Here is a 25,190-nt window from a genome sequence, read left to right as displayed (position 1 = left end):
ACAATGCAGATAGCGTCGATTTCCGCTCAGATGTTCGTGCGCTCACCCTATGCTACTTGAGCTCCAGATTCGCGACTTTGCGATCATTGATCGGCTGCACCTACGCCTCGAGGAGGGCTTTAACGTCCTCACCGGCGAGACGGGCGCCGGAAAATCGATCATCATCGACGCGCTGGGCACCCTGCGCGGAGAGAAGACGGATGTCACCTTTGTGCGCGCCGGGTGTAGCCGGGCACGGATCGAGGGGGTCTTTAGCCTCGACGATAGCGCCCATGTGCTGCCGCTGCTCCAGGAGTACGGCCTGCTCGACGAGGATGACAGCCAGGTGATCCTGGCGCGCGAGATCAGCGCCGAGAGCGGGCGCAGCGTGGCCCGGATCAACGGGCGGGCGGTCTCCACCGGCGTGCTGCGCGAGGTGGGCGGCCGCCTGATCGACATCCACGGCCAGCACGAGGGGCTCTCGCTCTTCAACGCGCGCACCCACCTGGATATGCTCGACCGCTTCGGTGAGCTGCTGCCCCTGCGCGGGCAGGTGGCCGAGCTCGCCAGTCAGCTGCGCCGCACCCGCGAGGAGCTGGCCGAGCTGCGCCGCAGCGAGGCGCGCCGACAGGAGCGGATGGAGGAGCTGCGCTTTTTGATCGAGGATGTGGCGGCGGCGAAGCTGCGCCCCGGCGAGGAGGAGGAGCTGCTGCGCGAGCGGGCGGTGGTGCAGAACGCGGCCCGGATCACCAGCCTGGCCAGCGACGCCTACGCCAGCCTCTATGAGGGCCGCACAGGCGGCCGCCCCTCCGGCCGACCGGTGGTCGAGTCCACCGCCCAGATCGCGGCCGCCCTCGATGAGCTCTCCCGCCTCGACCCGAGCATCGGCCCGGTGGCCGCCCAGGCCAGCGACCTGCACTACCAGGCCGAGGACCTCGCCGCCGCCCTGCGCTCCTACCGGCTGACCCTTGACTTTGAGATCGACCGGATCGACCAGATCGAGGACCGGCTCACGGTGCTGCGCGAGCTCCAGCGCAAGTATGGCGGCGATATCGCCCAGATCCTTGAGCGCGCCGGCAGCGCCGAGTCCGAGATCGAGCGGCTCGCCAACAGTGCCGAGCATATCGCTGGGCTGGAGCGCCAGGAGGCCAGCCAGCTCGCCGAGTTGGCCCGCGTCGCCCTCGGCCTCTCGTCCCGCCGCAGGGCGGTGGGCGACCGGCTCGCCCAGCTGATCGAGGGCGCGATGGGCGACCTGGCTATGCCTAACATCCGCTTCAGCGTGCGCATGGAGCGCGGCGAGGACCAGTCCGGCGTGCCTGTGCCTGACGGTGCCCCCGTCGCCTTCGACAAGACCGGCATCGACCAGGTGGAATTTATGATCTCGCCGAACCCGGGCGAGCCGCTCAAGCCGCTGGCCCGCGTCGCCTCGGGCGGCGAGAGCGCCCGCCTGCTGCTGGCCCTCAAGTCGATCCTCTCGCGGGTCGATGAGGTGCCCACCCTGATCTTTGACGAGATCGATGTGGGCGTGGGCGGCCGCGCCGGCCAGGTGGTCGGCCAGAAGCTCTGGGCGATCACCAGCAACCACCAGGTGGTCTGCATCACCCACCTGCCCCAGGTGGCCGCCTTCGCCGACGCCCACTACCATATCTCCAAAGAGTTCAGCAGCGACCGCACCCGCACCGCCGTGCGCCTGCTCGGCGATGAGCAGCGCGTCGATGAGCTGGCCGCAATGCTCGACGGCACGCCCAGCGAGCATAGCCGGGCCAACGCCCGCGAGATCATCGGCCGCGCCGGCGGCTGGAAGCGCCAGCAGCGCGACCCGCAGCTGGCTGTATAAGGCAGGGTTCTGGAATGTCGCGTCGAAATAGGCGGAGCTCACCTGCCCGCTTTTACTGTGCGGAGTTGGGGGCTAGGGGTTGGGGGTTGGCTCGCCGAACCCCAACCCCTAGCCCCCAACTCCCAACCCCCATCTGATCAGACATGCAACGAGAGACAACGATTAGCCGCTGGTGCGAGCGGATTATTGAGGCCTGCTGGGTGCTCGCCCTCACCCTCATCCCGATCTACTTTAACCTCTTCACCGCCCGCCACTTCGAGCCCGATAAGGCCACCACCCTGCGCTCGCTCGCGGTGGTCGCCTCAGCGATGGCGCTCATCCGCGCGATCGAGCTGCTCAACGCCCGCGGCGGCGCCCCGCCGCCCGCCGAACCGCCCGCCGGCCCCGGCATCTGGCGGCGCTTTACGGCCATCCCGCTCGCCCTGCCGACCCTGATCTACGCGCTGGTCTTTCTGCTCACCACGGCCACCTCGGTGGTGCCGGGGACGAGCTTCTGGGGCTCCTACCAGCGGCTCCAGGGCACCTACACCAACCTCTCCTACATCCTGCTCTTCGTGCTGATCCTGACCACCCTGCGCACCCGCGCCCAGATCGAGCGGATCGTCACGATCACGATCATCTCTGGGGTGACGACGGCCGGCTATGGGGTGCTCCAGCATCTGCGGCTCGACCCACTGCCCTGGCAGGGCGATGTGATCACCCGCGTGGCCTCGACCCTCGGCAACTCGATCTTTGTCGCCGCCTACCTGATCATGGTCACCCCGCTGGCCCTCTACCGGCTTGTCGTCGGCCTCAGCGATGCCCGCGCGGCCCGGCCAAGCGATAGCCCCCGGGCCGACTGGCTGTGGGCGCTCGCTAAGGGGCTGCTGCTGCTCGGCGGCGTGCTCATGCTGCTCTCGGTGATCAAGTTCGGCGCCGCCGTACGCACGATCGACTTTCGCTACTGGTGGGTCTTCCCCAGCGCCGTGATGTGCGCCACCGCGCTCTGGTGGCTGCTCACGACCGACTTCGACCGATCGGGCGGGCGCATCCCGATCTGGCCGGGCCTGCTCACGCTCGTGTTCCTGGTCATCTTCGGCGCCCAGTTCGCCACCACCGCCGCCGGCGGGATCCAGGCCTCGGCATCGTTCCAGGACGCGCCGAACGCGGCGGACTGGTGGGTCTGGCTGCTGGTGAGCATCGGCTGCGGGGTGGCCGGCTATGGCCTGGCCCTCTTCCTGCCGGCCCGCCCTGCCCAGCCCTCGCGCCTAAGCCTGAGCATCGGCGCGGCGGCCAGCGGCGCGGCGGCCGTGCTGATGGTGGTGGCGACGGTGTTCACCCAGAGCCGCGGGCCCTTCCTCGGCCTCGGCGCCGGCCTGTTTGTCTTCTTCTCGCTGCTGCTCTGGGTCGGGCTGCGCCGCGCCCGCGCCCAGGGCGCCGACCGACTCGCCGGCCGCCTGCGCGCCCTGCTGATCAGCTGGGTCGGCGTCACCGTGCTGGCGGCGGTCTTCCTGGCGGCATTCAACCTCTCGGACGCGCCCGTCTTCGTGCAGCTGCGCGAGGTGCCCTACCTCGGGCGTATGGGCACGCTGCTGGAGGTTGATAGCGGCACCGGCCTGGTGCGGCGGCTGATCTGGGCCGGCGACGCCCACGGCGGCGGGGCGATCGGCCTGATCACCTCTAACCCGCTGCGCGCCATCATCGGCTGGGGGCCCGAGAGCATGTTCGTCGCCTTCAACCCCTTTTTCCCGCCCTCGCTCTCTGATATCGAGGCCCGCGGCGCCTCGCCGGATCGCTCGCACCAGGCCATCCTCGATGAGCTGGTGACGAAGGGCCTGGCCGGCCTGCTGAGCTACCTGTTCCTGCTGATCAGCTTCGGCGTGCTGGCGATCCGCCTGATGATGCGCAGCCAGGACTGGCGCTGGCAGGTCTTCTCTATCGCCACCCTGAGCCTGGTGGTCTGCCACGTGGTCGAGGGGCTCACCGGCATCCCGATCGTGGCGACCCTGATGATGCTCTGGGTGGCCCTGGCGATCACGGTGTCCGGCGGGGCGCTCGACGGGCACTACCGCCTGAGCCTGCGCCCCGAGCCGGTAGCCGCGCCCGGCGACGCGGGGGCTGAACCGCTGGTCAGCCCCGCCGCCCCGGAGCGCAAGCGCCAGGGCGCGCCGGCGGGCCGTCGGGGGGCTGCCCGCGGAGGGGCCAGCCGTAGCAGGGGCGGCCCTCGGCCCGGCGCCCGCGCCGAGGGCCGCGCCCCGGCCCTGATCGCCTACGGTGCCCTGCTGACCGTGGCCCTCTGGTTCACCTGGGCCGCGAACATCGCCCCGGTCTACGCCGACATGCGCTTCCAGGAGGCCCAGGGGCTCAGCGACCGCGCCGGCACCGACCTGAACCAGCTGGTGACGGTGCTCGATGACTATATCAGCACGGTGCGCAGCAGCCCCGGCGAGGACTTCTACTACCTCAGCCTCGGGCGGGCCCTGATGACCACCGGCGACGCCCTGCGCTCCCGGGGCGGCGATCTTGGGCAGCCTGATCCGAAGGCAAGCGTGCAGAATCTGCTGGCCCTGAGCGGCCCCACAGAGGTCGCCAGCTTCATCCAGCGCGGCAGCACCCTGGGCATGATGAGCTACGCCGAGGCGGTGCTCCTGAGAGCCCACGAGCTGAACCCGCTCAACAAGGACCACTTCGCCAACCTGGGCCGGCTGAACAACTACTGGTATGGCATCACCCGCGACCCCGAGCGCCTGCGGATCGCGCTCAGCTGGTACGAGCAGGTCGCCCCGATCGCCCCCAACGACGTGACCCTGATCAATGAGCGGGCCGGGATCGTGGTCTCCCTTGGCGACTATGCCCTGGTCGCCGGCGACAGCGCCCAGGCTCAGTCCTACTACGACCAGGCCGCCGAGCTGCTGCGCCACTCTGCCGAGCTCGACCCGCACTTCGGCAACACCTACATGCGCCTGGGCGACCTCGCGCGTGACCGGGGCGACCTTGTCGTGGCCACCGATACCTATGTGCAGGCGATCAGCCGCTCGCCGCTGGATGTCGCCAGCGGTATCCAGCGGGTCGCCGACAGCCTGGCGGGCCACCCTGACCTGATCGGCCGTCTGCGCGACGCCTTTGTCGAGGCGGCCCAGAAGAGCGAGGATCGCCTGGCGATCCTGGAGGCCAACCCCGACCGCGCGGCCGACGCGCGCACGGCGCGCGCCCAGGCCGCCCTGCTGCATGCGGCGACGGGACTGCTCTTCGTGCGCGCCGGGGATGTCCCTGGATCGCTGGATGCCTATAAGCGCGCCATCGCCCTCCAGCCCGCGAACGCCGAGTACAGCCGCAACTACACCATCGTGCTCAGCGACACGAAGCGCTACGATGAGGCTATCGCTGAGGCGAGCCGCATGCTCGCGACGCTCCAGGCCTCTGGCCAGAATGACCAGGCCACCCAGGTGCAGCAGCTCATCCAGACGGTGCAACGCGCACAAGGTGCGAATTGAGAATGCTATAAAGGGGGATACACGATGTCTCAACGCTTCCACAACAAGGTCGCCATTGTTACCGGAGCCTCCTCAGGGATCGGCAAGGCCACGGCGATCAGCCTGGCCAGAGAGGGCGCCCGCCTGATGATCTGCGCCGACCGCAATGTCGATGGCCTAGAGGAGACCCGCCAGGCCGTGGCCGATCTGGGCGCCGAGTGCCTGGCGATGCGCGTCGATGTGCGCAGCCAGGAGGCTGTTGAGGGCTGCGTCGATGCGGCGCGCGAGCGCTTCGGCGCGGTCGATATCCTGGTCAATAACGCCGGCACCGGCCAGTATATGCCCTTCGCCAAGATGTCGAACGACGAGTACGACCGGGTGATGGACATCAACCTGCGCGGCACCTTCTTCTTCTGCCGGGCGGTGCTGCCGGCCATGATGGAGCGTAACTACGGCAAGATCGTCAACGTCACCTCAGTGATGGGCGAGATCGCCGCCCAGGGCCAGAGCATCTACAACGCCAGCAAGGGCGCGGCCAAGCTGCTCACCCAGGGCATCGCTGTCGATGTCACCGGCTACAACATCAACGTCAACGCCGTCGCGCCGGGCATGGTGGTCACGAACCTGACCCAGCGCATGTTCTCCAACGAGGCGGCGGAGAAGTTCTTCACCGACCGCATCCCCAAGCGGCGGATCGGCCAGCCTGAGGATATCTCCCCCGCGATCCTGTTCCTGTGCAGCGATGAGGCCAGCTACATCCACGGCACCACCCTGGTCGTCGACGGCGGCATGATCTGCACGCGCTAAGACAAGGGTACAGGGCACAGGGTACAGGGTACAGGGTACAGGTGGTGTGCATCAACAAGCGATGGGTGCCACCAAACTGTCAAGCTAGTTTGAACCTTGCCTAATCCTATGAATGCTGAATGTTGAATGTTGAATGTTGAATGCCACCCATTCAGCATTCAACATTCAACATTCAACATTCAACATTATGATCCAGATCGCCCTCATCCTCCTCGTCGCCCTGACCTTCTCGATCGTGGCGACGCCGCTGGCCCGCCGGGCGGCGCTGCGTGTGGGGGTGGTGGCCGTGCCGCGCTCGCGGGATGTCCACCTCTCGCCGGTTCCGCTGCTGGGCGGCGCGGCGATCTACGGCGGGTTTGTGGTGGCCCTGCTGGCCTTCGGCGACCAGCGCTACATCCGTGAGCTGGTGGCCATCCTGGTGGGGGCCACGCTGATCTCGCTCTTCGGGCTGGCCGACGACCGCTGGGGGCTGCGGGCCTCGGTGAAGATGGGCGGGCAGGCCCTGGCAGGACTGGTGCTGCTGCTGGGCGGCACGCAGGTGCAGCTCTTCGAGCAGGCATGGCTGAACTGGGCGATCACGCTGGTCTGGGTGGTGGGGATCACCAACGCCCTGAACCTGCTCGACAACATGGACGGCCTCTCGGGGGGGGTGGCCACGATCGCGGCGGCATTCTTCCTGCTGCTGGCGGCCATGAACGAGCCGCGCCAGGTGCTGGTTGGGGCCATGGCGGCCGCCCTGATCGGCGGCTGCGTCGGCTTCCTGCGCTACAACCTGAACCCGGCGACGATCTTCATGGGCGACACGGGCAGCCTCTTCATCGGCTTCATCCTGGCCGCCCTGGCGGTGAAGCTGCGCTTCCTGGGCAACACGCCGGCCGTCACCTGGATGGTGCCGCTCTGCGTGCTGGCCCTGCCCATCCTCGACACGTCGCTCGTCTTCGTCTCACGGCTGCGCCGGCGGGTCAACCCCTTCACCACCGCAGGGAAGGACCACCTCTCGCACCGGCTGGCCGCCCTGGGCCTGAGCAAGCGCGAGGCGGTGCTGACCTGCTATCTGATCGCCGGGGCCTGCGGCCTGGTCGGCGTCTATCTCACCCAGGCCCGACTCCACGAGGCCTACCTGGTGGCCGGCGCCCTGGCCGCCGCCGGAGTCGCCGCGATCGTCTGGCTTGAGCGGGTGTGCCCGGGGGGCAATCTGCGCGGCGCATGAACCGGCGAGATAGTAGGGCCGAAGCATCGCCGCCATGCATACCGTGTAGCTCGGCCATGCGCGGGCGATGCTTCGGCCCTACCACCTGCCGGGGTGGTGTCCGCAGGGGGCGGGTGGCCTATCACCCCGGCAGCGCCCGCAGGGCGATGATCTCGCCCTCGGTGACGATGGCGTCGAGGCGCATATCGTGCTCGGCGTGGGGCAGGTCGGACAGCTCCTGGGCGGCGAAGGCCACCCCGATCGCGAAGGTGGGTGAGGCGGCGAGCAGCCGGTCGTAGTAGCCCTTGCCGTAGCCGATCCGGTAGCCCTGGCGGTCGAAGCCGAGCAGTGGCACGATCGTCAGATCCCAGTCGCCGGGCAGGGCAGGCCGGAGCGCGCGCGGGCTGAGCGTGCCGAGGATGCCCTCGGTGAAGTCGGCCGGGTCGATGTCGCGGATCCAGGAGTGGCTCATGCGCCGGTCGGCGCCGATCACCGGCACCGCCACCGCCTTGCCCTGCTCAAGGGCTGCGGCGATCAGCAGGTGGGTTTCCACCTCGGTGTTGATCGACAGGTAGCAGTGGATGGCGCGGGCGCGCTGGAAGGCCGGTAGGTCGATGATCTGCTCGCGGATGGCCGCGCTGCGGGACTCCCGGTCGCTGATCTGGCCGCGGCGGACGATCAGCTCGGGGCGCAGCATGCGCTTCTGGGCCTTTGTGTCGGTGCCATCCGTGCGCGTGTCATCCATGTGGCCCCCTGTTGCATATGACCCGTGTGCTTAGGGCTGCTTTGCCGGCCTGAGGCCCTACAGGTGTGGCGCGCCGACTCGCTTGATCAGATCGACCAGGGGCGGCGCGGGCTTGCGGCCGGGGTTGCGCCTGAACCAGCCGAGGTCGGCGCGCACCGCCTGCTCCTTCAGCTCAGTCGCGCCCCACACGAAGGAGGCCCCGGCGATCCCCAGCAGCGCGGACCAGCCGGCGTCGCCGACAAACAGCGACCCCGCGATCAGCGCGAGTCCGAGGAGCAGCGGGAAGGGCCACCAGAGGTAGCCCAGGTGATACTCGGTGCGGATCACCCAGAAGAATCCGAACCCGATGATGCCGAAGCTGAAGAGGCCCAGGGTAATGCCTGCGAGACTCATCGTTTCTCCCATAGTATATGCAGGGAAGGCTCGCGAGCCTTCCCTCCAATTGGTTCATTTTACATTAATCGCAATGGAGCATACGTAACGCGGTCACTCAGGAAGCCACCTCCCCATGTCACCCTGAGCGAAGCGAAGGGTCTGCCCACGCAACACTGGTAGATGCTTCGCTGCGCTCAGCATGACAGAGATCTCACCGCATTCCTTCTGCGGTATAGCCATTAGTCGCTGCTGGCGGTGTGGCCGATCCCGCCTGACATCTGTGTGCCGCCGAAGCCTGTCGGGTCGGACGGCTCGCGCTTGAGCAGATCTGCGGTGGTGGCGTGGCTGTCGGGCGCGGCCAGATAGGCGGCGTGGCGCGGGTTGGCCGGGTTGGCCGGGGCGTGGCCCTTGATCACCCGCCGCTGCTGGCGATAGAGCTCGAATGCGTCCCAGAGCAGGGTGATGCCGATGATGCTACACACGCCGGCGATCGTCAGGCTGGGCGCGAACAGGCTGTAGAGATTGAGCCCAATCCCGATGCTGATCAGGGCCAGCGCCGGCCGGCGCACGTCGGCGCTGCGGGCTTCGAGCCAGCGTACTCCAACATGGCCCCACCAGATGCCAAGGAAGGTCGCTATGGCCATCCAGAGGCCGGTGAGTTGCAGCATGGTCGCGGGTCCTTTCCGCTGATGTGATGTGCGAATGTAGACAAATCTATGTAAATCTATGTACTTGTATCGTATTCTACAAGCAAGGAGCAGCGGCGTCAACTTGACTCTCCTTTGGGAGCGTTCTATAATCAGCCAACCGCTTGCACAAGCAATAGTTGCTTCTATCTCTCATTTGTACATCATGCCAATGGACACACAGGCACTCGCATACATGCAACATCGCCTTATTCATGAGATCTACGTTCTCCTCGATGACGGCGACCGCCGCGCGCTGGGGGCGACCCAGCTCGCGCCGCTTGAGTTCTCAGTGCTCCAGCAGCTCAACCCAGAGCAGGGCCGCAGGCTCACCGACGTCGGTGCGGAGCTGCTCTGTGTGAAGAGCACGATCACCCGCCTGGTCGACCGGCTCGAGGCCGACGGCCTGGTGATCCGCACGCCGGACCCGCTCGACCGCCGGGCGCAGCGGCTGCTGCTCACCCCGAAGGGCGATGCGGTGCGCACCCAAGCGATCGCGCTGCACGGCGCGGCCGTCGAGCGGCGGATGTCCTGCCTCTCGGCCGATGAGCAGACGCGCCTCCACGGGCTCCTCGAGAAGCTTCAGGCTGGGCTGCGGGCTGATCTGAGCGAGGAGGGCTAGCACCACAAAAAGGGGCGGTCAGTCGTGACCGCGATCCCAGTCCTGCCTGACCGCTCCTCGCTGCTAGTCGCGCCCGAGTCGATCGAGGGCCGCGTTCCAGGCCTTCATGCGCTCCGGGTTCCCGCCGACATCGGGGTGGTGGATGCGCGCCATGGCCTTGCGGATAGCGTTCACCTCATCCTCGCTGAGCTGGCCGGCGAGCGCGCTGATATCGATCGGGGCGGCGGTGCTGTCCGGGTCGGCGGATAGGCCGGCGTCCATGCGCTGCGCCCGGTGCCGCCACATATCGCGGTCGTTCGTAAGCACGGTGTTCTCACGCATCGTCTCGGTCAGCGTGGCCACCATCTTCGCGTGGGCGCGCTGCGACTCGGTGACGGCGGCCAGGGCCTTCTCAAGCTGGCGGCGCAGGCTGCGGTTCTGCGCGTGGGCCTCGCCGAGCTCGCGGTGGAGCAGCTCATACTCGCGCTGGCTGATATTTTCGCTGCTCATCGGCAGTTCTTCGGGCGTTAGCACGCGTACCTCCACACTGGCTCTGGATCCTCGGGGTGTCTAGCGAATATAGTATAGCTAATTCTTGTCAGTCACGCTAGTTAGCTGCGCCTGCATGCTCTACCCTGTTGTATCCTGTACCCTGTGCCGGTAGTGGATCTATCTCGAATGTCACCCTGCGCGAAGCGAAGAGCCCCGGCCGGGATTCCTCGCGTCGCTCGGAATGACCACCATTTCACATTGGGTCACTACCCTCTGTGCCCTATGATAAGGAGCGACTCAATGCGTACTGCATGGTGGAAAGAGAGCGTGGTCTACCAGATCTACCCGCGCAGCTTCGCGGACAGCAACGGCGACGGGATCGGCGACCTGCGCGGGATCATCGGCAAGCTCGACTATCTGAAGGAGCTGGGCGTCGATGTGATCTGGCTCTCGCCGGTCTATCAGTCGCCCAACGACGATAACGGCTATGATATCAGCGACTACCAGGCGATTATGGCCGAGTTCGGCACGATGGCCGACTTCGATGAGCTGCTGGCCGCGATGCACGCCTGCGGGCTGAGGCTGGTGATGGACCTGGTGGTCAACCACAGCTCCGATGAGCACCCCTGGTTCGTCGAGTCGCGCAGCTCGAAGGAGAGCCCCTATCGCGACTACTACATCTGGCGGTCGGGCAAGGGCGGCCGGGAGCCGAACAACTGGGGCTCCTTCTTTAGCGGCTCGGCCTGGCAGTACGACGAGACGACCGGCGAGTACTTCCTGCACCTCTTCTCGAAGAAGCAGCCCGACCTGAACTGGGAGCACCCTACGCTGCGCGCCGAGATCTATACGATGATGCGCTGGTGGCTCGACAAGGGCATCGACGGCTTCCGCATGGATGTGATCAACCTGATCTCGAAGGCACCCGGCCTGCCCGATGGGCCGGTCGCCAACGAGGCTCCCTACCAGTCGCCCGGCGCCTCCGTCTTCCACGGCCCGCGCCTGCTGGAGTTCCTCGGCGAGATGAAGCGCGAGGTGCTCGACCGCTACGATGTGCTCACGGTCGGCGAGACGCCTGGGGCGACGACGGCGCATGGTGTTGACATAACAAATGAGGCGCACGGCTCACTGAACATGGTCTTCCAGTTCGAGCATGTGGACCTCGACGCCGAGCCAGGCAGCGCCCTGGGCAAGTGGGCGGTCCGCCCGCTCGACCTGGGCGACCTCAAGCGCTCGATGTCGCGCTGGCAGCACGATCTGCACGGCAGGGGCTGGAATAGCCTCTACCTCTCGAACCACGACCAGCCCCGACCGGTCTCACGCTTCGGGGACGATGGCCGGTACCGGGTGGAGTCGGCCAAGATGCTCGGCACCTTCCTGCACATGCTCCAGGGCACGCCCTATATCTACCAGGGCGAGGAGCTGGGCATGACCAACGTGCGCTTCCCGTCGATCGACGACTATAACGATCTCGAGACTCTCAACGCCTACCGCGAGATGACCGAGCGCTACGGGATGTCCCACGAGGACGCGATGGCCCGGATCTACGTGAAGGGCCGCGACAACGCCCGCACGCCGATGCAGTGGGACGCCAGCCCGAACGCCGGGTTCACCAGCGGCACGCCGTGGCTCAAGCTCAACCCGAACTACCCTCAGGTGAACGCGGCCCAGGCGATGGCCGACCCGGACTCGGTCTTCCACTACTACCGGCGCCTCATCCAGCTGCGCAAGGCCCACCCGGTGATCGTCCACGGCGACTACGCGCCGCTCCTGGAGGCGCACCCCCAGATCTACGCCTATCTGCGCACCCTGGGCGACACGCGCCTGCTGGTGATCACCAACTTCAGCGCCGATAGGCCGGCCTTCGCGCTGCCGCCGACGATCAGCTTTGAGCGGGCCGCGCCGCTGATCGGTAACTACCCTGTGGACGAGGCTGAGGAGATCCGCCTGCTGACGCTGCGGCCCTACGAGGCGCGGGTGTACCTGCTGCACTAGCTCTGTGCATGGTGAGGGCGTGGGAGAGCGACGCTCTCCCATATACCATACGGCTCCTGCGCCTATCGATACGCTTGTTTGTCACTGCCAAAAAGACATGTAGATGGGGGCATATCGTGCAATGAGCGGGGGCGACTGCCAGGCTTCCTCACAACAGACAGGCGACTGAGTTATATCAAATCTGGCAAGACCGTGGGCATGTCATGCGGAGCGCAGCGAAGCATCTTCCAGTCGCGTGGATGGGAAGACCCTTCGCTTCGCTCAGTGTGACAGGATGCACGGTGTCACTCAAGATTTGATATTAGCCGGCTTTGCAGCCTAACTCAGACGCCTCAAGATCCCACCGGCTGACCCCTCGCGGATCGCCGGCTTCTATAGAACACATCGCAGCCCGCCACCGTGACATTGTGAAACGTCACGGTAGCGGGCTGCGACAGTACCTTAACAACTAACCGTGCAGCATATTCTGCTGGTGGGGACGGCGGGTTTCAACCCTCACCCGGCCTCAGCACCAGGTGCAATTTGGTGGGGACGGCGGGAGTTCCGTATTTTTTCTTCACCAGATCTATAAACGCATGCGCCCTACCATTACGCGCCCCTACTGATAAAGTAGGGGCGCTTTTTTGCCCTCAGATCCTAGAAGGTCGCCAGGCGCGGCAGCTTGGCGATGTTCGCCCGCTGCTCGTCAGCGACGACCTTGGTGTAAATCTGGGTCGTCTCCAGCGAGCGGTGCCCCATGAGAACCTGAAGCCCGCGGATGTCCTTGGTCGCCCTTAGGAATTCGGTCGCAAACGAGTGCCGCAGGCGGTGCGCTGAGATCACAATCCCGCGCTTGGGGAGCCAAACCTCGAAGATGTGGGCGATGCCGCCTGAGGTAATGCCACCGCCACGCCAGCTCAACACGACCGGCGACTCGCGCTTGTTGGATGTCCAGTTGGCGAGCTCATCGGCAAGATCATCGTGCATCGGCACGGTGCGGTCGCCGCTCTTGCTGTCGTAGATCGTGATGGTGCGTGTCCGCTGCGAGCACACCTTGTGGCGCAGCCGGGCTACCTCGCTGAGTCGCAGGCCGGCATAGTACATCAAACACACCACCAAGCGGTTGCGCCGGATGATCCAGCGATCGTGATCACTCAACGTGTCATCGTCGGCCAGGACGCGCCACAGCGCGGCCAGTTCATCAGCATCGAGCGGCTTCGGCAGCGCCGGAGGGCGACGCGGAACCTTCACCTCCGCGCTCACGTCCTCGCTCAAGTGCCCACGCCGAACCGCCCAGCGACAGAACGCCCGGATCGTTACCATCGCTGTCTCGACGGTGGGGATGGCGCATCGCTGCGCCATCTCGTTGCGGTAGTCAGTGATGACGACCCAGCTGAGCTGATCAACTGGCTTCCCATTAAGCCACGCGTCGAATGCCCTCAGTCGCTTCACGTACGCCTTCAGCCCATTTGGTCGCTGCCCGTCGCCCCGTCGGTCGGCCGCGAAGTCCTCCAGCAGGTCTCGTACCTGTGCCATCGTCTCCCTCAATTTCTAGCACCGCCACATGCGGTGCCTCGTTGAGGGTAGCGATTCGTATTCACTAACGCTGCCACTCCACTAACTGCTTCAGCCACCTGTATGAGCAGTATCCGTCATATCCATATTAGATACGACTCCGATATGGAGAAACGAGCCTCCTCGCTTGACATGGCTTGGTCTGATCTTGCAGCCCGCGGCCCTCTGTAAGGCCATTAATGACTACGACACTCCACTCGACAATCGAACAAGGCGGCTTTTCCTTCTCAATGTACGCAGCTGGTTTCCCAATCATCGCCATTCGACAATTATAACGCTTTAGGAACTGGAAGCACTGCTGGAATAGGAGCGAAATCGAGCGTGTTTAGATAGGAGCGTAGAGGAGGCTATGACAAAGACGCGCGGCGGTCGAGAGGTTACCGAACTGTTGATCTCGCACCTCGACTGGATCGATGATGCCGCTGGTCTCTCGCGAAGCGAGGTAGTGCTTGAACCCCAGCGCGCATATGACGCGTTGCTACGCGTGAGTAATCAGGTGGCTGCCATGCGCAAGATCATTCGGCAGCGCCTGGAGCCCCTGCTCGAGCGCAATGCCCGTAACGCCGCTGCGGCGGCACTCCCTACGCGGGTGGCCGCACTCGAAGCGGAGATCGCTCAACCCACCGTCGTGAGCCCCGCGAGCATGGTGCAGATCGAGCGGCTGCGCACCTCATGGGCCGCCACGCAGGGCGGCGCGATCATCGGCGATGGCGCTGATGCCCCCCGGCCCCTGGTGATCACCCCCCTGGTGCTGCTGGCCTGGGACGACCGCGCACAGCCCATTGCGGACGCCTCCTCCGGCAGCTTCTGGAAGGATATCCAATCCGCCCTCGTCGCCGCTAACGGCGGTATCCGCTTCGGCCACACCAACCCCGAGACCTCCAACAGCGGCGCCCAGACCCTCCTGCTCCTCGCCTATGGCTACAGCGACGCACGCAACCTGAGCATGGCTCAGGCCCAGGACGGTGCCTTCCGCGAGTGGCTCGCCGGCGTCGAGCGGGCCGTACCAGCGCCCGATGACAGCACCGGCACGCTGATGACCGACATGCTTCGCTTCGGCCCCAGCAAGTACGACTTCGTCGCCGTCTACGAGAACCTGGCTATTGAGGCTATGGGCAGCCCGGCGGCTAGCAACTACGGCGGGCTGCGCACCTTCTACCCGCCGGCCACCATCCTGAGCGACCACCCCTACGTCGTGCTTCGTGCGCCCTGGGTCACTCCCGAGCAGCGCCAGGCCGCCGGCCAGTTCCGTGACTTCCTGCTCTCCCGTGAGGTGCAGCAGCTCGCGCTCGACCAGTACGGCTTCCGCCCGGCCAGCCCGCAGGTGCAGATCAATCCGGGCGACCCTGCCAGCCCCTTCGGGCGCTACGCCGCTCAGGGCATCCAGCTCGACATCCCCCCCCAGGTGGCCGTGCCCCCCGGCGACGTGATCGACGCCCTGGTCGCCACCTGGCGCGCGGCCCGGCCTTGAGCATATCACTGTTCGCGTCCTTCGCGCCCATCGCGTTCGCGTCTTCCGCACGGCTTCGCGTCCTTCGCGATCCAAACGCCTGTCCCCACAAGAGCGAGGTTTTTATGCGACGACTCTCCCTTGTGCTCCTGCTCGCCATGGCCGCCGGCATCCTCTCTTCCTGCGGCGACATCGGCGGCGGCAGCGGCCCATCCTCAAACGCCCTGCGCATCAGCATCGCCTACAGCCCCGAGAAGGAGGGCTGGCTCACCGAGCGCATCGCCACCTTCAATAGCCAGAGCGTCAAGGCTGGCGACCAGCCCATCTTCGTCGAGGGCGTCAACAAGTCCTCTGGCGCCGCCCGCACCGAGATCAAGAACGGCAGCCTGAATCCGACTGTCTGGAGCCCCTCGGCCAGCACCTGGCTTGAGGTGCTTAGGCAGGAGACTGGCAACCAGAATGTCGCCGTCTCCAACGAGCCCCTGGTGCTCACCCCGGTGGTGATCGGCATGTGGCAGCCCATGGCCGAGGCCCTCGGCTGGCCCAACAAGCCGATCGGCTGGGGCGATATGCTCGACCTCATCCAGGACCCGCAGGGCTGGGGTAAGTTCGGCCACCCCGAGTGGGGCCGCTTCTCCTGGGGCCACACCGACCCCGAGATCAGCACCAGCGCCCTCAGCACCCTGATCGCCGAGTTCTACGCCGCCACCGGCAAGCAGCGCGGCCTCACCGCCGCCGATGTCCAGAGCGCCCAGTCTCAGCAGTTCGTCCGCGACCTTGGACAGGGCATCAAGCACTACGGCTACAACACGCTCGTCTTCAGCCAGAACATGAAGAAGTTCGGCATGAGCTATATCTCGGCCTTCCCCATGGAGGAGATCACCCTGATCGACTTCAACAAGGTCGATCCGCCGGCCACACCCCTGGTCGCGATCTACCCCAAGGAGGGCACCTTCTGGCACGACGACCCCTACATCGTCATGTCCTCGGCCAGCGCCCAGGAGCAGCAGGCCGCCAAGCTCTTCTACGACTTCCTGCTCTCCGACGAGAGCCAGCGCCTGGCGATGGGCTTCGGCTTCCGCCCGGCCAATGTGAATGTGCCGCTGGCCGACCCGATCAGCCCGGCCTACGGCGTGCAGCCCCAGGGTGTGCAGAGCATCCTGGAGGTGCCCAAGGCCGATGTGATCGTGGCCGTGAAGAACTCCTGGGCGCTCAATCGCAAGCGCGCCGATATTATGCTCGTCGTCGACACCTCTGGCTCGATGGAGGGCGATAAGCTGGAGCTGACCAAGGCCGGCCTGGAGAGCTTCCTGCTCAGGATCCTCCCCGACGACCGCGTCGGCCTGATTACCTTCGCGAGCACGGCGACCGAGGTGGTGCCCCCGGCCGCGCTCAGCGATAACCGCATCCCGCTCCAGACGGCCATCGGCGACATGCGCGCCTCCGGGAAGACCGCCGTCTTCGATGCCGTCGCCCTGGCCCGCGACTCCCTCGACGCCCTGCCCGACACCGGCGAGGAGCGGATCAAGGCGATTGTCCTGCTCTCCGACGGGGCCGATAACTCCAGCCGGCTCACGATCGCCCAGCTCCAGGCAAGCTTCGATGAGACCGGCGTGAGCATCTTCCCGGTGGCCTACGGCGCTGACGCCGACCGCTCCATCCTCGACGCGATCGCCGAGTTCTCGCGCACCATCGTTGTCGCCGGCGACACCGGCGACATCGCCCAGATCTTCGAGAACCTGAGCCGGTACTTCTAGCGAAGGGTCTCCTACCGAGATGTAAGGGCGCAGCAGCGCCGCGCTGCTGCGCCCTTACGCAACCCTATGAATAATAACCTCACCATCGCCGCAACCCGGCCGCTCCACATCATCGTCCTGCTGGCCTCGGTCGCCGCTGGCCTCGCCGTGACAATCTGGCTGCTGCCGCTGGGTCTGCTGGCCTACGCCGCCGCCGTGGCCCTGGCCGCCCGCGACCCGGCCCTGGCGGCGGCGGCAGCGCCGCGCCCCGCGCCGCTGCCCAAGCTCACCAGCCCCACCTTCCGCGCCATCGTCGGCGAGATCGACCGCTCGCAGCGCGAGGTCGAGCGCTCCGTCGGCGCCGCTCCGGCTGTCCTGTCCAACGCCCTGCGCCCGGTCGTCGCGCAGAGCCGCGAGCTGGTGACCGAGGCCCACGACCTGGCCAGCAAGGGCCAGATCATCGAGCAGTACCTCGCCACCGCCAACACCCGTCAGCTCCAGGACCAGATCAACGGTATTGACATCCAGATCGCCAACACGAGGGACGCCTACACCCTCCAGCAGCTCCAGGAGACCCGTGGCGCCCTGGCAGATCGCCAGCGCAACGCCGCCGATCTGGAGACCTACATTGGCCGGATCAACGCCCAGCTCGCCAACATCGACGCCAGCCTCGACAATGTGCTGGCCGAGACGGTGCGACTGCGCACCGCCGACGCCGTGGCCGCCAGCTCGATGAGCGGGCAGGTGGCCGACCGGCTGCGCGATATCAAGGCGGATATGGACGCCTTCCAGCGCGTCCTCGACAGCGCGATGACTGGTATCTAGCCAAATATTCACCTAACTGAAATCTAGGCGTATTGACATGACCTGCGGCGGTGTCTACGATCAATCTTGTGATAGTAGGCTCAATGAGTATGTCGCAGGCCCTCATCTGAGTGGCCGTCACGAGAGCGACCACACACCATGCACCGCACCAATACGCTCCCTGATGAGAGCCTCGCCTCCGAGGTGCTTCCGCCGCTTCTCGTGGTGATCGGCGCTGTCTCCGCCATGTCCTTCGGCCTGCTGCTCCTCGCCCAGTGGCGCGCGAGCATATCGCCCTACCTCATCACGGGCGCCCTCGTCGCCAGCGTATGGGCCAGCGGCTCGCTCTTCCAGCGCGGGCGGCTGCGCACGGCCGGGGTCGTGATATCCTACGCCCTGGCGCTCCTGCCGATCTGTAGCATTATCCCCTTTGGCCTGCTCAACAACACCCTGATCTACCTCTCCGCCATCGGCGTGATCGCCGCTGGCGTCCTGATCGCCCCCGATGCCCCCATCCGCGTCGCCCGCGTCGCCCTTGGCACCCTCATGGTTCTGGTGGTCTTCCCCAGCATCGTCGGCCAGGAGCGCGCCGACCTCGGGCCGAGCCTCGCCGTCGGCATGAGCATGACGGCCCTCCTGCTCAGCGCCGCGGCGCTCACCTGGGCGGCAGGCTACGCGATCCATGGTACGATCGGCTGGGCGCTCGAGACATCCAGCAAGTCCGAGCGGCGCGAGCAGCTGCTGCGCGCCACCCAGGCCGACCTTGAGCGCACCCTGCGCGAGCGCGATCAGCTCAACGACCGCCTCTATAAGCTGACCCTCGATCTTGAGACGGCCCGCGCCGAGGCAGAGGCGGCCTATCGCTCGAAGGCGAGCTTTATGGCCACGATGTCGCACGAGCTGCGCACGCCGCTCAACATTATCATTGGCTTTAGCAGCGCGATGATTGACCACCCCGAGATGTATGATGGCGAGCCGATCTCTGAGGCGATCTCTGCAGATATCGCCGAGATCAGGCGCAGCGGCCAGCATCTCCTTGGCCTGATTAACGATATTCTTGACCTTGCCCGCGTTGAGGTTGGACGCCTTGAGCTCAATAAGGCCGCGGTGCCCCTCGTGCCCCTCCTCGATGAGATGATGCGAACGGCGAGCGGCCTGCTGAAGGATCGGCCGGTGCTGCTCCGCCGTGAGTATGTCAGCCCGCTGCCGACCGTCCTCGTCGATGATGTCCGTGTCCGCCAGGTGCTCCTGAACCTCGTCTCGAATGCATGCAAGTTCACCAGTGTCGGCGAGATATCTGTGGGCGCGCGGGCCGAGAACTATGAGGTGATCGTCTGGGTGCGCGACACCGGGATCGGCATCGCTGACTCCGACCAGACCCGTATCTTTAACCAGTTTGAGCAGGTTGAGAGCCACGACGCCAAGCAGCATCCTGGGACGGGGCTCGGGCTCTCGATCTGTCGCTGGCTTGTGGAGCTTCATGGCGGCCGTATGTGGCTTGAGAGTGAGCTCGGCAAGGGGAGTATCTTCTCCTTCACCCTGCCGCGTGTTCAGCCCGCCCTGAACGGGGCGGCGAGCAAGCCTCCCGAGCAATAGCCACCTCAGTCATAGCGACGAAGCCCTTCGGATCGTCGTATCGCCGAACCCATGTCTTTCACCCGTCGCTAACGCTGACATACAATGAGGGTTGTGAGATGGCAAAAATTCTGCTCGTTGATGATGTCTACACGGCTCGATCCATGATCGAGCGTGTGCTTCGGCACGTTGGGCGCTACGAGGTCTATTCGGTTGACAGCGGCCACGAGGCGCTCGCGGTTGCTGAGCTGAATCCGCCCGATGTGATCATCCTTGATATCAATATGGCCAGCATGGATGGCCTCCAGACGCTGTATCAGCTGCGTGCGCTGGGGGTGCTGTGCCCGGTGGTTGCCTATACTGCGCGCACTGAGCGCGCCTCCGGCGAGTTTGTGTCTCAGGGGTTTAGCGCCTATGTCTCCAAGAATGGTAATCTCAGCGGCCTGCTCACAACCGTGCGCGAGCTGATCGGCCGCTGAGCTCAGTCGCTGATCTGCTAAATGGCTTGGTGAAGGATCATATGCGCCATTGGAACCCGATAGTTTTCTTGTAGGCCTATATATGCTTGTGAGATACCTTAGACCGACTGAAGTATAGAAAAAAGGTATAGGAACTACCTGTTTTTGGTCTCGCAGCATCTGGTCAAAATAGTAAAAAAATGGTAATATAGGATGGAGTATAGGGTGTTGGATCCTGGCGACGACCAGTGTGGATGTGGACTACGATGAGGGCTCTCTAGGGATGCGTGTTTGCATAAAAACTGCCCTTCCTGTGCGCTGTTTTGGGGTGTTGATATCATCGTAGTTGTGCTATAATCTAGGGCCATACCTGATTATTTGTTACATATATCACATATAACACGTAATCAGGCCGAAGGCGTCACACCTGGGTGTTTGCTGGATCGAAGCCGTAGCTCGGTGCCTATGCGGGCGTATTGTGCGCCTAGATAAAGGGAGGCCTCTTGTGGTGGATATCAAAAAGTATACTCTGGATGTTGATCTCAAGCAGGGCGTTGTTCCGATCTCGAAAGCTGCATCATCGCTGGCCGCTCTGATCAAGCGGTCACGCGCGCAGCATCAGCCCATCATCGTAACGCAGAAGGGCTATCCGACAGGTGTCATCCTCGATGTTGAGCTCTTCAGCGCCCTGCGCGCACTTGCTGAGCAGATTGAGGGTGAGGGCGGCGAGCTTGAGTTCGGGGAGGCTGAGGCTGCCCCTGAGGTTGAAGCGTAGCGCTCCGGCTCATACAGGCTCCTGATGATCACCAGGCCCGGGCGTTGCCCGGGCCTGTGCCTATCTATCGGCAGCGCAACCCCGCCCTCCCCGCGAATCGCCTCGGCCTGTGTGGCCGCCCTCCCGCTCCGTCATACCCTGCCCCCCAGGGCCTCGGCAACCTCACCTCCTGGTGCGGGGGCGGCGAAGCCGCCCCCACTTTTTTTATTGGGTTTGGGGCGAAGCCCCATACGCATCAACTTTAGGGCTACCGCCCTAAAACCCGACGTTGTTTTGGCCAACATGGCCAGCGAAGCTGGCCATGTTGGCCAAAACAACAAGAAATTCCGAGAAGCTGGGGCTTAAGTTGATGCGTATGGGGCGAAGCCCAGGACGGTGCAGAAGCCTTGCCCTGCCCCCCCATGTGCCTTGTCATGATCCTTAAGGGATGATATACTCAATGATGTTAAATATCAAAGGCCGTGAGGATAGGACAGCGGTATGACCTCTGCCCATCAGGAAACGCAGGCCGCGCGCGCGGTCGCGCATAGCACCCTTGAGGAGATCGAGCGAGCGATCATGCAGATCAGCTGGCTCGCTCAGCGCCAGTTTATGCAGCTCCTCGATGAGGAGCGCTTTCGGATCACCCTGCCGCAATTCTACACCCTCATCCACCTCCAGCAGGTCGGCGAGGAGTGCAAGATGTCAGACCTCGCCGATGCGACCCACCAGTCTGCCGCGTCGCTCACCGGTGTGGTCGACCGGCTCGCCGAGAAGCAGCTTGTGGAGCGCACCCGCCATGAGCGCGACCGCCGCCAGGTCATGGTCGTCGTCACCGCCCGCGGGATCGCGCTGATCTCCGAGATCCGCCAGGCCCGCCGCGACCAAATGCAGATGGCCCTCGGCCAGCTGAGCGAGCAGGAGATCGATACCTTTATGCAGATCCTTGACCAGGTGCTCTCCGGCATGGTGCGGGTGATCGAGCGCGGCGAGGGCGGGCGGATCGCTTGAAATTGGGCATTGAGCATTGAGCATGCAGAACAATAATCCTATAGAGAATCCTGTGGCGGGGGATGCGCGCGGTTTTCGGCGCCTGCTCAATTCCCGACGCTCAATGCTCAATGCCGCCCGCGGCGTCAGCTGGCGGCGGCTCCTGGGCTACGTGCGGCCCTACCGCTGGTGGATGATCGGTGCCCTCGTCTCGATGCTCTTCGCCACCAGCGTCGGCCTGCTGCTCCCCCTCGCCGTCGGCCAGATGGTCAACTCAATAACCGATCAGGGCGCCCAGCTCCACCTGAACCAGGTGGCGCTGGCGCTGATTGGGGTGATCGCCTTCCAGGCGATCTTTACCCTGGTGCAGACCTACGCCCTGGCCTTTGTGGGCGAGCGGGTGGTGAGCGACCTGCGAGTGCAGGCCTACACGCGCCTCCAGGCGCTCTCGCTCAGCTTTTTTAACAACCGGCGCACCGGCGAGATCACCAGCCGGATCACCAATGATGTCACCCTGCTCCAGGCCACGGTGACAACCAATGTCTCCACGCTGCTCCAGAACGTCGTGCAGTTTATCGGCGCGATTGCGCTGATGCTCACCGTCTCCTGGCAGCTGAGCTCCCTGGCCCTGCTGCTGGTGCCCGCCGTGACGGTGCTCGGCATTGTCTTTGGGCGCATGCTGCGCCGCATCTCGACCCAGGTGCAGGATCGTCTGGCCGAGTCGTCGAGCGTCCTTGAGGAGACGGTCGCCGGGGTGCGGGTGGTGCAGTCCTTCGCCCGCGAGCCCTACGAGGTGGGCCGATTTAGCGCCGCGGTCGAGGCCACCTTCGCCATGGCCATGCGCCGGGCGCGGGTGCGGGCGATCTTCCAGCCCCTGGTGAGCATCGCCGCCTGGGGTGTGATGGTCGGCGTGCTCTGGCTCGGTGGCCGGCTGGTGCTCGACGGCCAGATGCGCCCCGGCGACCTGATCGCCTTCATGCTCTACGCGGGCAATATCGGCGGCGCGATGGCCACCTTCTCCAGCCTGTTCGGCCAGCTCCAGGAGGCCCTCGGCGCCACCACCCGCGTCTTCGAGCTGATCGATATGGCCCCTGAGATCACCGACGCCCCCGACGCCCCGGCTCTGCCCCGCCTTGAGGGACGGGTCACGCTAGAGGATGTGACCTTTGGGTATGAGGTGGCAGGCGGCAGGCGGCAGGCGGCAGGTGACGATGACACTGCTATGGAAGGCAGTGATCCGGCCTCCGGCCTCCAGCCTCCGGCCTCCGTCCTCCAAAGCCTGACCATCGATATCGCCCCCGGCGAGGTGCTGGCCCTCGTCGGCCCAAGCGGCGCCGGCAAGAGCACGATCGTCAACCTGATCCCGCGCTTCTACGACGTGCGGGGCGGGCGGGTGCTGGTGGACGGGCGCGATGTCCGCGATGTGCAGCTGCGCTCGCTGCGCGAGCAGATCGGCATCGTGCCCCAGGAGACCCTGCTGTTCAGCGGTTCGGTTCGCGATAACATCCGCTACGGCCGCCTGGAGGCCGGCGACGCCGAGGTGCGGGCCGCCGCCGAGGCCGCTAACGCCCACGAGTTCATCAGCGCGCTGCCCGACGGCTACGACACCCTGGTGGGCGAGCGCGGCGTGAAGCTCAGCGGCGGGCAGCGCCAGCGCGTCGCGATCGCGCGGGCCATCCTCAAGGATCCGCGCATCCTTATCCTAGACGAGGCCACCAGCGCCCTCGACAGCGAGAGCGAGCGCCTCGTCCAGGGCGCCCTCGACCACCTGATGCGCGGGCGAACCAGCATCGTGATCGCCCACCGCCTCAGCACCGTGCGCCGCGCCGACCGCATCGCGGTGATCGTCGGCGGGCAGCTTGAGGAGCTCGGCACCCACGCCGAGCTGATCGCCAGAGGCGGCCTCTACGCACGGCTCTATCGTATGCAGTTCCGCGAGGAGGATCGCGACCTGATGCCACTTCTCGCAGAGCTGAGCTGACAAGAGCCTATAGACGCGTTATATGCACCCTCCAATCTGCAATCTGCAATCTGCAATCTGCAATACCGACGAAGTGAGGACACAGCTTCATGAATGATGAGATGCGACCTATGGATGACGCTGCCGCAGGCGTGGATGGTATCGGCATACCATCGACTGATATGGACGGCGATGAGCGCCTGCTCCCGCTGGTCGTGCTCGGCGAGATGGTGATCATGCCGCACATGACCATCCCGCTCCAGGTGCCCCAGGGCAAGTCGTACCGGGCGATGGAGCGTGCCTGGGACGAGGACCACGAGGTGCTGCTGATCTTTGTGCGCGAGAGCGAGCTGGAGGGCTACAAGAGCAGCCAGTCGCAGCAGCTCCCGCCCACCGGCGTGATCGCGCGCCTGGAGGAGTTCGCCAAGCTCCCCGACGGCACCGCCCGTGTCATCCTGGAGGGCATGCACCGCGCCAGCATCCGCAGCGCCGTGCAGATCCAGCCCTTCTACCGTGTGCGCTGCCTGCCGGTCTTCGACGTCGATGATGACGGCATGGAGATCCAGGCGCTTATGGAGACGGTCAAGCAGCAGGTGGACGAGTTCGTCGATCACCTGGGCGAGGTGCCCCAGGAGGCGGTGCAGTTCGTCCATCGCATCGAGCGCCCTGGCCACCTGGCCGATATCGTCACCTGGGGGCCGGCCTTCGACTTCAAGGACCGCCTGGAGGTGCTGAACACCCTCGACCCGGTCGACCGCCTGCGTAAGGCGAACATGGTCCTTGCCCGCCAGCTTGAGCTGCTCAAGCTGCGCGCCAAGATCCAGCAGGACACCAAGGAGGTGCTCGACCAGAGCCAGCGCGAGTACTTCCTGCGCGAGCAGATGCGGGTCATCCGCCGCGAGCTGGGCGAGGACGATGAGAGCGACGACCCGATCGATGAGCTGCGCCGCAAGGTGGCCGAGCTGACCGCACCCGACTATGTGAAGAACCAGGCCCTCCACGAGATCAAGCGCCTGGCCCAGCAGGGCATGAACAGCCCCGAGGCCGGCGTCATCCGCACCTACCTGGACTGGATCCTCAACCTGCCCTGGGCCGAGGAGGAGCACGCCGCGATCAGCATCGCCGAGGCCCAGAAGGTGCTCGATGAGGATCACTTCGGCCTGGAGCGGGTCAAGGAGCGCATCCTGGAGTTCCTGGCCGTGCGCAAGCTGGCCGGCAATAAGATGCGCAGCCCCATCCTCTGCTTCGTCGGCCCCCCCGGCGTCGGCAAGACCAGCCTCGGCCGCAGCATCGCCCGCGCCCTCGACCGCCAGTTCATCCGCACCAGCCTCGGCGGCGTGCGCGATGAGGCCGAGATCCGCGGCCACCGCCGCACCTATATCGGCGCGATGCCCGGCCGGGTCATCCAGGGCATGAAGAGCGTCAAGTCCAACAGCCCGGTCTACATCCTCGACGAGGTGGACAAGGTCGGCACCGACTTCCGCGGCGACCCGACCTCGGCCCTGCTTGAGGTGCTCGACCCCGAGCAGAACAGCACCTTCAGCGACCACTACCTGGAGATCCCCTTCGACCTGAGCAAGGTGATCTTCATCGCCACCGCCAACCAGCTGGAGCCTATCCCCAGCCCGCTGCGCGACCGCATGGAGATCATTGAGATCGGCGGCTACACCGAGGATGAGAAGCTCGGCATCGCCCGCGGCTTCCTGGTGCCCAAGCAGCGCGAGTTCCACGGGCTCAAGCCCGAGCAGCTGGAG

20 protein-coding genes are annotated in these 25,190 nt (G+C 65.4%); 15 read left to right on the top strand and 5 right to left on the bottom strand.

The genetic code is table 11. From position 1 onward, the window contains the following. Positions 1-49 precede the first annotated feature (49 nt). From recN to K2Z83_RS02430, 4 genes are all read left to right on the top strand, one after another. Positions 50-1,816 carry a DNA repair protein RecN gene (gene recN, locus K2Z83_RS02445; RefSeq protein ID WP_220593602.1) on the top strand — a complete coding sequence of 589 codons (1,767 nt, stop codon included), beginning with the start codon at positions 50-52 and terminating at the stop codon, positions 1,814-1,816. A 143-nt stretch (positions 1,817-1,959) separates the two neighbouring features. Then, entirely contained in the window at positions 1,960-5,289 is a 3,330-nt protein-coding gene (locus K2Z83_RS02440; RefSeq protein ID WP_220593601.1) for a hypothetical protein, read from the top strand. A gap of 24 nt (positions 5,290-5,313) precedes the next feature. Then, entirely contained in the window at positions 5,314-6,075 is a 762-nt protein-coding gene (locus K2Z83_RS02435) for an SDR family NAD(P)-dependent oxidoreductase (RefSeq protein ID WP_220593600.1), read from the top strand. A gap of 187 nt (positions 6,076-6,262) precedes the next feature. Next, complete coding sequence (locus K2Z83_RS02430; protein WP_220593770.1) at positions 6,263-7,285, top strand: MraY family glycosyltransferase; 1,023 nt, start codon at positions 6,263-6,265, stop codon at positions 7,283-7,285. 121 nt (positions 7,286-7,406) lie between these two features. Here the strand turns inward: K2Z83_RS02430 and K2Z83_RS02425 are convergent, their stop codons facing one another. The 3 genes from K2Z83_RS02425 to K2Z83_RS02415 form a co-directional block, all read right to left on the bottom strand. Beyond that, complete coding sequence (locus K2Z83_RS02425) at positions 7,407-8,009, bottom strand: 5-formyltetrahydrofolate cyclo-ligase (protein ID WP_255603162.1); 603 nt, start codon at positions 8,007-8,009, stop codon at positions 7,407-7,409. Positions 8,010-8,066: 57 nt separating this feature from the next. Next, on the bottom strand, positions 8,067-8,402 hold the full coding sequence (locus tag K2Z83_RS02420) for a DUF4491 family protein (RefSeq protein ID WP_220593599.1): 336 nt from the start codon (positions 8,400-8,402) through the stop codon (positions 8,067-8,069). 221 nt (positions 8,403-8,623) lie between these two features. After that, complete coding sequence (locus K2Z83_RS02415) at positions 8,624-9,052, bottom strand: DUF4491 family protein (RefSeq protein ID WP_220593598.1); 429 nt, start codon at positions 9,050-9,052, stop codon at positions 8,624-8,626. Between the two features lie 214 nt (positions 9,053-9,266). Here K2Z83_RS02415 and K2Z83_RS02410 point away from each other — a divergent pair, with 214 nt between their 5' ends. Further along, positions 9,267-9,692: a MarR family winged helix-turn-helix transcriptional regulator gene (locus tag K2Z83_RS02410; RefSeq protein ID WP_255603161.1), complete on the top strand. Its 426-nt coding sequence runs from the start codon at positions 9,267-9,269 to the stop codon at positions 9,690-9,692. Positions 9,693-9,755: 63 nt separating this feature from the next. On the opposite strand, the gene K2Z83_RS02405 is transcribed toward K2Z83_RS02410, so the two are convergent. Beyond that, a complete protein-coding gene (locus K2Z83_RS02405) occupies positions 9,756-10,181 on the bottom strand; it encodes a hypothetical protein (RefSeq protein WP_255603160.1) in 426 nt (141 codons plus the stop codon). Positions 10,182-10,463: 282 nt separating this feature from the next. Between K2Z83_RS02405 and K2Z83_RS02400 the strand changes: the two genes are divergently transcribed. Next, entirely contained in the window at positions 10,464-12,155 is a 1,692-nt protein-coding gene (locus K2Z83_RS02400; RefSeq protein ID WP_220593595.1) for an alpha-glucosidase, read from the top strand. Between the two features lie 636 nt (positions 12,156-12,791). Here the strand turns inward: K2Z83_RS02400 and K2Z83_RS02395 are convergent. Then, positions 12,792-13,670 (bottom strand): tyrosine-type recombinase/integrase, encoded by an 879-nt coding sequence (locus tag K2Z83_RS02395; protein WP_220593594.1) that lies wholly within the window; start codon positions 13,668-13,670, stop codon positions 12,792-12,794. 544 nt (positions 13,671-14,214) lie between these two features. Between K2Z83_RS02395 and K2Z83_RS02390 the strand changes: the two genes are divergently transcribed. The 9 genes from K2Z83_RS02390 to K2Z83_RS02350 form a co-directional block, all read left to right on the top strand. Continuing rightward, a complete protein-coding gene (locus tag K2Z83_RS02390; RefSeq protein ID WP_220593593.1) occupies positions 14,215-15,180 on the top strand; it encodes an extracellular solute-binding protein in 966 nt (321 codons plus the stop codon). A gap of 104 nt (positions 15,181-15,284) precedes the next feature. Next, the gene (locus K2Z83_RS02385; RefSeq protein WP_220593592.1) at positions 15,285-16,916 is read left to right on the top strand and encodes a VWA domain-containing protein; all 1,632 of its coding nucleotides are present in this window, start codon (positions 15,285-15,287) and stop codon (positions 16,914-16,916) included. A 66-nt stretch (positions 16,917-16,982) separates the two neighbouring features. Further along, complete coding sequence (locus K2Z83_RS02380) at positions 16,983-17,720, top strand: hypothetical protein (RefSeq protein ID WP_220593591.1); 738 nt, start codon at positions 16,983-16,985, stop codon at positions 17,718-17,720. A gap of 138 nt (positions 17,721-17,858) precedes the next feature. Beyond that, positions 17,859-19,295, top strand: a complete 1,437-nt coding sequence (locus K2Z83_RS02375) for a sensor histidine kinase KdpD (protein ID WP_220593590.1) — start codon at positions 17,859-17,861, stop codon at positions 19,293-19,295. A 98-nt stretch (positions 19,296-19,393) separates the two neighbouring features. Next, positions 19,394-19,753 carry a response regulator gene (locus tag K2Z83_RS02370; protein ID WP_220593589.1) on the top strand — a complete coding sequence of 120 codons (360 nt, stop codon included), beginning with the start codon at positions 19,394-19,396 and terminating at the stop codon, positions 19,751-19,753. A 484-nt stretch (positions 19,754-20,237) separates the two neighbouring features. Next, a complete protein-coding gene (locus K2Z83_RS02365; protein WP_220593588.1) occupies positions 20,238-20,507 on the top strand; it encodes a type II toxin-antitoxin system Phd/YefM family antitoxin in 270 nt (89 codons plus the stop codon). A gap of 480 nt (positions 20,508-20,987) precedes the next feature. Next, positions 20,988-21,497 (top strand): MarR family winged helix-turn-helix transcriptional regulator, encoded by a 510-nt coding sequence (locus tag K2Z83_RS02360; protein ID WP_220593587.1) that lies wholly within the window; start codon positions 20,988-20,990, stop codon positions 21,495-21,497. Positions 21,498-21,600: 103 nt separating this feature from the next. Then, the gene (locus K2Z83_RS02355) at positions 21,601-23,457 is read left to right on the top strand and encodes an ABC transporter ATP-binding protein (RefSeq protein ID WP_220593586.1); all 1,857 of its coding nucleotides are present in this window, start codon (positions 21,601-21,603) and stop codon (positions 23,455-23,457) included. Positions 23,458-23,618: 161 nt separating this feature from the next. Continuing rightward, positions 23,619-25,190: LON peptidase substrate-binding domain-containing protein (locus K2Z83_RS02350; protein WP_370650034.1), on the top strand; the 1,572-nt coding region annotated here is incomplete at its 3' end.

The sequence above is a fragment of the Oscillochloris sp. ZM17-4 genome (genome assembly GCF_019599295.1).
Taxonomy (GTDB): Bacteria; Chloroflexota; Chloroflexia; order Chloroflexales; family Chloroflexaceae; genus Oscillochloris.
Note: the sequence above shows the minus strand (reverse complement) of the source record. Positions and strands in the feature narration are given on the sequence as shown.

What these genes read in the sequence shown, in the direction of transcription:
- K2Z83_RS02390 (WP_220593593.1), top strand. Translation starts at nt 14,215, where the DNA reads ATGCGCAAGATCATTCGGCAGCGCCTGGAGCCCCTGCTCGAGCGCAAT.
- K2Z83_RS02415 (WP_220593598.1), bottom strand. Translation starts at nt 9,052, where the DNA reads ATGCTGCAACTCACCGGCCTCTGGATGGCCATAGCGACCTTCCTTGGC.
- K2Z83_RS02410 (WP_255603161.1), top strand. Translation starts at nt 9,267, where the DNA reads ATGCAACATCGCCTTATTCATGAGATCTACGTTCTCCTCGATGACGGC.
- K2Z83_RS02370 (WP_220593589.1), top strand. Translation starts at nt 19,394, where the DNA reads ATGGCAAAAATTCTGCTCGTTGATGATGTCTACACGGCTCGATCCATG.
- K2Z83_RS02405 (WP_255603160.1), bottom strand. Translation starts at nt 10,181, where the DNA reads ATGAGCAGCGAAAATATCAGCCAGCGCGAGTATGAGCTGCTCCACCGC.
- K2Z83_RS02400 (WP_220593595.1), top strand. Translation starts at nt 10,464, where the DNA reads ATGCGTACTGCATGGTGGAAAGAGAGCGTGGTCTACCAGATCTACCCG.
- K2Z83_RS02385 (WP_220593592.1), top strand. Translation starts at nt 15,285, where the DNA reads ATGCGACGACTCTCCCTTGTGCTCCTGCTCGCCATGGCCGCCGGCATC.
- K2Z83_RS02425 (WP_255603162.1), bottom strand. Translation starts at nt 8,009, where the DNA reads ATGGATGACACGCGCACGGATGGCACCGACACAAAGGCCCAGAAGCGC.
- recN (WP_220593602.1), top strand. Translation starts at nt 50, where the DNA reads ATGCTACTTGAGCTCCAGATTCGCGACTTTGCGATCATTGATCGGCTG.
- K2Z83_RS02380 (WP_220593591.1), top strand. Translation starts at nt 16,983, where the DNA reads ATGAATAATAACCTCACCATCGCCGCAACCCGGCCGCTCCACATCATC.
- K2Z83_RS02420 (WP_220593599.1), bottom strand. Translation starts at nt 8,402, where the DNA reads ATGAGTCTCGCAGGCATTACCCTGGGCCTCTTCAGCTTCGGCATCATC.
- K2Z83_RS02355 (WP_220593586.1), top strand. Translation starts at nt 21,601, where the DNA reads ATGCTCAATGCCGCCCGCGGCGTCAGCTGGCGGCGGCTCCTGGGCTAC.
- K2Z83_RS02395 (WP_220593594.1), bottom strand. Translation starts at nt 13,670, where the DNA reads ATGGCACAGGTACGAGACCTGCTGGAGGACTTCGCGGCCGACCGACGG.
- K2Z83_RS02360 (WP_220593587.1), top strand. Translation starts at nt 20,988, where the DNA reads ATGACCTCTGCCCATCAGGAAACGCAGGCCGCGCGCGCGGTCGCGCAT.
- K2Z83_RS02440 (WP_220593601.1), top strand. Translation starts at nt 1,960, where the DNA reads ATGCAACGAGAGACAACGATTAGCCGCTGGTGCGAGCGGATTATTGAG.
- K2Z83_RS02435 (WP_220593600.1), top strand. Translation starts at nt 5,314, where the DNA reads ATGTCTCAACGCTTCCACAACAAGGTCGCCATTGTTACCGGAGCCTCC.
- K2Z83_RS02375 (WP_220593590.1), top strand. Translation starts at nt 17,859, where the DNA reads ATGCACCGCACCAATACGCTCCCTGATGAGAGCCTCGCCTCCGAGGTG.
- K2Z83_RS02430 (WP_220593770.1), top strand. Translation starts at nt 6,263, where the DNA reads ATGATCCAGATCGCCCTCATCCTCCTCGTCGCCCTGACCTTCTCGATC.